Genomic DNA, 6,761 nt, shown 5'->3' on the forward strand with positions numbered 1-6,761 from the left:
CTTCGGTTGCGTTGATTTCCCCGGCGTAATGGCCCGCACTCGCCAGCGGGTATTTCCGCGTGCGCTGACTGCACGCACAACCTCGTCATCCCAGCGAAAGCTGGGACCGCTGGCCTGTTACGGCCAACTATCGTTCAAACGCCCTGCCGAGGGTTGGGCTTTACTCGGCCAGCGGTCCCAGCCTTCGCTGGGATGACGGTGTTGGGTGACGACGTTCCCGCATCCTACCGATTCACACTTCGTGGAAGTTCAACGTCGCGTTCAGGATGAACACCAGCGTGCCCGAACACAGCGAGACGATCACCCGCGCGAGCAGATAATGCGCGTCGAACACCGTGGTCAGCAGCGCGAAACCGCCGAGGATCACCGCCAGTCCCACCAGCGCGTTGGTGAGGTAATAGACATAGCCGGTGAAGATCCCGCGATCGCTCTCCCGAAACACCCAGACCCGTGCAAGGCCGTAATTCAGCGAGTTGGCGAAGAGGAACCCCACCGTCACCGCCACGAACTTGTCGATCCCAAGCTGCGAGACCATCAGCCAGATCAGCGCCATGTCGATCGCGAAGCACAGGCACGAGGCCACGGCATTGCGCACGAACAGCACGGCGGTGTGCCGACTGAACAGGCCGTAGTGCGGGTGAGCGCCAAGGGAGCCCGGCACGATGGGCGAATGAAACATGCCAGTGGCAACGCCGCCGCCTCGCCATGGTTTCCCGCGAGCCGGTAACAGGGACGAACCGTTACCCTGCCTCGGCGACCAGCGTGTCGAAATCAAGGATCGTCACTTCGCGGCGCGAGGGCAGGTCGATCACGCCCTCGTTCTTGAGCCGGGTGAACTGGCGGCTGACGGTCTCGATGGTCAGGCCCAGCACGTCGGCGATCTGCTGGCGCGAGAACGGCAGGGTCAGGATGCGCCGCCCCGGATGCTCGAAATCAATCCGGCAGCCCGCGCCGCCGAGCCGTTCGGTCATCTCGACGAGGAAGCTCGCCATCTTCTCCGCCGCCGACTTGCGGCCGAGCAGCAGCATCCAGCGGCGCGTGCGGTCCAGTTCGCCCAGCGTGCGTTCGAGCAGCTTGTGCTCCAGCGCCGGATGCTCGCGCGCGAAGGCGTCGAAGTCGCGGCGGGAGAACACGCAGACGCTGGCGTCGGTCAGCGCGGTGACGCCGTGCCCGGTGGTGCCGCCGAACGGACGGCCGATGAAGTCCGACGGATAGACCACGCCGACGATCTGCTCGCGCCCGTCCTCGGTGTTGGTGGAGAGCTTGAGCACGCCGTCGATGACATTGGCGACGAGGACCGAATCCTCGCCCTCCCAGATGATCGATTCCCCGGCGGTCAGCTTGCGCGTGCGCCCGATCGCATTGAGCGCGTTCAGTTCGCCGGCGTCGAGCGCGGCACAGATCGCCCGGTTGCGGACGACGCAAAGATCACAGCTGGACATGGTTTCCGATCACCGGGGGCTTCTCGTGGGTTGTATAGCGTATTGGCGGCTCGCGGGAAACTGCAGGGGCTTCGACAGGCTCAGCCTGAGCGGGGTTGGAGGTTTACGCTACCTCCGCTCACCCTGAGCTTGTCGAAGGGGTCAAACCTGCCGCTTCTCGAGCTTGCGCGCCAGCGTGCGGCGGTGGAGGCCGAGGCGGCGCGCGGTTTCGGAGATGTTGAATTCGCACTCCACCAGCGTCTGGTGGATGTACTCCCACTCCAGCGTCTTGATCGAGGTCTTGCGGCCCTCCACCGGCACGCTGGCATCGCCGCGCAGCGACGCGAAGGCCGCCTCGATGTCGTCGGTGTTGGAGGGTTTGGCGAGATAGTGCGAGGCGCCCAGCTTGATCGCCTCGACGGCGGTGGCGATGCTGGCGTAGCCGGTCAGCACGACGATGCGCGTCTGCGGCGCATGGGCATGAAGCGCCTCGACCACGGTGAGGCCGGAACCCGCGCCGAGTTTCAGGTCCACCACCGCGAACTCGAAGCTGTCCGCCAGGAACAGCGCGTCGGCCTCTTCGGGGCTGGCAGCGGAGGCGACGCGGTAGCCGCGCCGTTCGAAGGAGCGGCGCAGGGTTCGCGCGAAAGTGGGGTCGTCCTCGACGATGAGCAGGCTGGCGCCCGTCGCGCCGATGGCGGAGGGAGTGTCGGTCATTGCTTCTCCTGCCGTTGTTCTTGTTCTTCGAGCGCCAGTGTAGCGAGGGGGATCGCCAGTTGCACGCTCGCACCGCCGGTTTCACGGTTCTCCACCGAGACCGCGCCGCCCAGCTTGCGGATGACGTTGACGACGAGGAACAGGCCGAGCCCGCCCCCGTCGCGCCCCTTGGTCGAGATATAGGGCTGGCCGATGCGGCGCAGCACTTCGGGCGCGAAGCCGGGGCCGCGGTCGCTTACGGTCAGCATGACCTGCCGTGCGGCGCCCTCCCCTTCCAGCCAGACCTCGATCAGCACGAGGTCGGGCGAGACCTCGATGGCGTTGTCGATGACGTTGCCGACGATCTGGCGCAGGCCCGGATCGGCGATGATCTCGACGTCACCCGCCATGCGGTCGATCACGCGCAGTTCGCCGGGGATGCGGGTGCGCCATTCCTCGGCGAGATCGTCGATGAAGCCGCGCACGGTGGTCACCGCCGGATCGACGCCGCGCACTTCGCCCGCCGACATCAGGATGCCCGATACGATCGTCTTGCAGCGCTCCAGCTCGCGGCGCACGTCGGCAAGGTCGGCGGCCATGTCGGGATCGTCCCTGATCGTCGGCTCGTGGCTCCAGTCGCCCAGGATCACCGAGATCGACGAGAGCGGCGTGCCCAGTTCATGCGCCGCGCCAGAGGCGAGCAGGCCCATGCGGATGATATGGTCCTCCTCCGCAGCCTGCTGGTAGTAGGCGGCGAGGCGCGCATCGCTTTCGCGCCGGTTGCGATCGAGCCGCACGACGAAGACGATCAGCAGCACGGCGGCCAGCACGAAGCAGAACAGGCTGCCGTAGATGTAGAGGTGGAAGTGATCGCCCGCCAAGCGATCGGGCAGCTGCAGCGGCTCGTAGAAGAAGGTCAGCAGCGCCATGCACAGGCAGGCGTTGAGCGCGACGAGCCAGCTCCAGCGCGCCTCCAGGATGATCGCGCCGATGACGATCTGGAGGAGGAACAGGAAGGTGAACGGGTTTGTCGCCCCGCCCGAGTAGTAAAGCTGCCAGCACAGCGCGACGACGTCGATCATCAGCGCCGAGAACATCTCGCGCTGGGTGAACGATTCGCGCTGCAGCACGACCCGCGCGATGGTCAGGTTGATGACGATCAGCAGCAGCGGCGCCAGCAGCAGCGGCGCCAGCGGCAGGCGGACCTTGAGCACGGCAGAGACCACGACGATGGTGGCCAGCTGCCCGAACACCGCCGTCCAGCGCAGTTGGGTGAGCAGGACGACGCTGGAGCGGCTCGGCGTACTGCCCGGCACCTCCGGCGGCGCGAACAGCGCCGCCAGGCGCTCGATCACGCCCGGCGCCATGTATAGGCGAGCGCGACCAGCGACAGCGCCGCCATCGCGAACCAGGTCAGGGCATAGCTGAGATGGCTGTCGGGGAACGTGATCTGGGTGAGGCCGGGTACGGGCTTGAGCGTAGGCGCGGTGCTCGCCTGCTCCACTTGCACATCGACGAAGGCGGGGGAGACGGCGCCCACCTTGCGCGCCTGCGCCAGTGCGGCGGTATCGCGCGAGTACCAGCGATCGTCCTGCGGGGCGTTGGACTGCAGGATGCTGCCCTTGGGCTCGGGCAGGCGCAGCAGGCCGACGATCGACACCTTGCCCGCAGGCGCCGAGGCTCCGGCGGCGGCGCGGGTGGTCCCGGCGGGCACGAAGCCGCGGTTGATCCACAGGAGCCTGCCGTCTTCGAGGCGCAGCGGCGTCATCGTCCAGTAGCCCGTTCCGCGTTCCGTGGCGGCCCGCACCAGCGCGGTCGCAGGCCCGTCATAGACTCCCGAGACGCGGACGCGAAGATATTCGAGATCGGGGCCGAGGCTGCCGTCCTGCGGCAGCGCCTGTGGAGCGGCATGGACGCGCGCATCGACGCGGGCGATCAGCGCGTGCTTCCAGTGCATCCGCTGGATCTGCCAGATGCCCAGGCCCACGAACATCGCGAAGGCCACTAGCAGAAGCGCGGCAAGCCCGATGGGCCGCCGCGCTCCTTTTGCCGCCGTTGTGCGGTCCTCGGTCAGGGCAGCTGGCCCATGTCGTGGACGCTCATCGGCATCATGTTGGTGTTGAGGTGGAACATGACCCACAGCGAACCGGACAGCGTGATGATGACCAGAACGATCGTGAAAATCAGCGCCATGACCGTCCAGCCGTTCTCCGACTTGGTGTTCATGTGCAGGAAGTAGATCATGTGGACCACGATCTGCACCACGGCGAAAGCCATGATGACCAGCGCGGTGGTCTGCTTGTCGGGGATCGCGCCCGTCATCACCAGCCAGAACGGGATCGCGGTGAGCACGACCGACAGCAGGAAGCCGACGACGTACTCGCGCATCGAGCCATGGCTCGCGCCGTGCTCGTCGTGGTGATCGTGCGCGGCGGGGTTGGGGTGGGCGTGTTCGTTCGCCATCACAGCATTCCCATCAGGTAGACGAAGGTGAAGACGCCGATCCAGATGACGTCGAGGAAGTGCCAGAACAGCGACAGGCACATGAGGCGGCGCTTGTTGGCCGGGATCAGGCCCTTCTTGCCGACCTGCACCACCAGCGTGAACAGCCAGATCAGGCCGAAGGTGACGTGCAGACCGTGCGTGCCCACCAGCGAGAAGAACGCGGTGAGGAAGCCCGAGCGCATCGGCGTCGCACCCTCGTGGATGAGGTTGCTGAACTCGTAGAGTTCGATGCCGAGGAAGCAGGCGCCGAACACGGCGGTGACCAGCAGCCAGGCTTGCGTCGCGCCCTTGTTGTTCTTCTCCATGGCCAGCATGGCGAAGCCGTAAGTGATCGACGAGAACAGCAGCATGGCGGTGTTGAGCGCCACCAGCGGCAGCTCGAACAGGTCCTTCGGCCCCGGCCCGGCGGCCAGGCTGCCGCCCAGCACGCCGTATGCCGCAAAGAGCATGGCGAAGATGAGACAGTCGCTCATCAGGTAGACCCAGAAGCCCAGCATGGTGCTGCCGCCTTCGGGGTGGTCATGCTCGTTCAGGTCGTAGAACGCGGCCTGAAGCTGCGCCTGATCGAGGGTGTGCGTCGGAGCTATGTTAGCGGTCATGTCTCAGGCTCCCGCGGCGGCGAGCTGGCGGGTGCGTTCCGCCTCGGTCGCTTCGACCGTCTCGACGGGGATGTGGTAGTCCCGCTTGTAGTTGAACGTATGGAAGATCGCGTAGCCGATGATCCCGGCGAACGACACGGCTGCGAGCCACCAGATGTACCAGATCATCGCGAAGCCGAGCGCCGTCGACAGACCCGCCAGGATCAGGCCGGTCCCCGTGCCGCTGGGCATGTGGATCGGACGGAAGCCGGAGGTCGGACGCTGGACGCCGCAGCGCTTCATGTCGTCCCAGGCGTCGAGGTCGTGGACCAGCGGCGTGAAGGCGAAGTTGTACTCCGGCGGCGGCGACGAGGTCGACCACTCCAGCGTACGGCCGTTCCACGGATCGCCCGTCTCGTCCTTCAGTTCCTCACGCTTCCAGATGGAGACGGCGAACTGGACCAGCATGGCGCCGATGCCACCGGCGATCATCACGGCGCCGAAGGCGGCGATGACGAACCAGATCTGGATCGACGGATCGTCGAACACGCGCATGCGGCGGGTCACGCCCATCAGGCCGAGGATGTAGAGCGGCATGAAGGCGAACCAGAAGCCGGGAACCCACAGCCAGAAGCTGACCTTGCCCCAGAACTGGTTGAGCTTGAAGCCGAAGGCCTTGGGCCACCAGAAGTTGATCGCCGCGAAGATGCCGAACAGCACGCCGCCGATGATCACGTTATGGAAGTGCGCGATCAGGAACAGCGAGTTGTGCAGCACGAAGTCCGCAGGCGGCACCGCGAGCAGCACGCCGGTCATGCCGCCGACCGTGAAGGTCAGCATGAACGCGACGGTCCACATCATCGGCAGCTCGTAGCGGATGCGGCCGCGGTACATCGTGAACAGCCAGTTGAACAGCTTCGCGCCGGTCGGGATCGAGATCACCATGGTGGTGATGCCGAAGAACGAGTTGACGCTCGCGCCCGAACCCATCGTGAAGAAGTGGTGCAGCCACACGAGGTACGACAGGATGGTGATGACCAGCGTGGCGTAGACCATCGACGAGTAGCCGAACAGGCGCTTGCCCGAGAAGGTCGAGACGACTTCCGAGAACACGCCGAACAGCGGCAGGATGAGAATGTAGACCTCGGGGTGACCCCAGATCCAGATCAGGTTCACGTACATCATCGGCGAGCCGCCGAAGTCGTTCGAGAAGAAGTTGAAGCCGAGGTAGCGGTCGACGGTCAGCATCGTCATCACTGCCGTCAGCACCGGGAAGGCGGCGACGATCAGGATGTTGGTGCAAAGCGAGGTCCAGGTGAACACCGGCATGCGCATCATGGTCATGCCGGGCGCGCGCATCTTGACGATGGTGCACACCAGGTTGACGCCCGAAAGCAGCGTGCCGACACCCGCGATCTGCAGGGACCAGATGTAGTAATCGACGCCAACCCACGGGCTGTACGCCAGGTTCGACAGCGGCGGATAAGCCAGCCAGCCGGTCTGCGCGAACTCGCCCACGAACAGCGACATCATGGTGAGCACCGCACCGGCGGGGGGGGGG

Annotated in this window: 8 protein-coding genes; all 8 read right to left on the reverse strand. The window is 65.7% G+C overall.

What is annotated here, in order from left to right; genetic code table 11:
* Positions 1–232: 232 nt before the first annotated feature.
* The gene (locus LH128_RS19340; RefSeq protein ID WP_008831368.1) at positions 233–679 is read right to left on the reverse strand and encodes a GtrA family protein; all 447 of its coding nucleotides are present in this window, start codon (positions 677–679) and stop codon (positions 233–235) included.
* A gap of 61 nt (positions 680–740) precedes the next feature.
* Positions 741–1,442, reverse strand: a complete 702-nt coding sequence (locus tag LH128_RS19345) for a Crp/Fnr family transcriptional regulator (protein ID WP_008831369.1) — start codon at positions 1,440–1,442, stop codon at positions 741–743.
* Positions 1,443–1,583: 141 nt separating this feature from the next.
* Positions 1,584–2,138: a response regulator transcription factor gene (locus tag LH128_RS19350; RefSeq protein ID WP_008831370.1), complete on the reverse strand. Its 555-nt coding sequence runs from the start codon at positions 2,136–2,138 to the stop codon at positions 1,584–1,586.
* Entirely contained in the window at positions 2,135–3,484 is a 1,350-nt protein-coding gene (locus LH128_RS19355) for an ATP-binding protein (protein WP_008831371.1), read from the reverse strand. Before LH128_RS19355 ends, LH128_RS19350 begins: the two co-directional genes overlap by 4 nt.
* Positions 3,469–4,122 carry an SURF1 family protein gene (locus tag LH128_RS19360; RefSeq protein WP_008831372.1) on the reverse strand — a complete coding sequence of 218 codons (654 nt, stop codon included), beginning with the start codon at positions 4,120–4,122 and terminating at the stop codon, positions 3,469–3,471. Before LH128_RS19360 ends, LH128_RS19355 begins: the two co-directional genes overlap by 16 nt.
* Before the next feature lie 65 nt (positions 4,123–4,187).
* On the reverse strand, positions 4,188–4,580 hold the full coding sequence (gene cyoD / locus LH128_RS19365; RefSeq protein ID WP_008831373.1) for a cytochrome o ubiquinol oxidase subunit IV: 393 nt from the start codon (positions 4,578–4,580) through the stop codon (positions 4,188–4,190).
* The gene (cyoC, locus tag LH128_RS19370; RefSeq protein ID WP_008831374.1) at positions 4,580–5,221 is read right to left on the reverse strand and encodes a cytochrome o ubiquinol oxidase subunit III; all 642 of its coding nucleotides are present in this window, start codon (positions 5,219–5,221) and stop codon (positions 4,580–4,582) included. The genes cyoD and cyoC overlap by 1 nt, the downstream gene beginning before the upstream one ends.
* Before the next feature lie 3 nt (positions 5,222–5,224).
* The coding region (locus LH128_RS19375; RefSeq protein WP_008831375.1) for a cbb3-type cytochrome c oxidase subunit I at positions 5,225–6,761 on the reverse strand (1,537 nt) is incomplete at its 5' end.

Source organism: Sphingomonas sp. LH128, assembly GCF_000293195.2.
In the GTDB taxonomy this organism is placed as follows: Bacteria; Pseudomonadota; Alphaproteobacteria; order Sphingomonadales; family Sphingomonadaceae; genus Novosphingobium; species Novosphingobium resinovorum_A.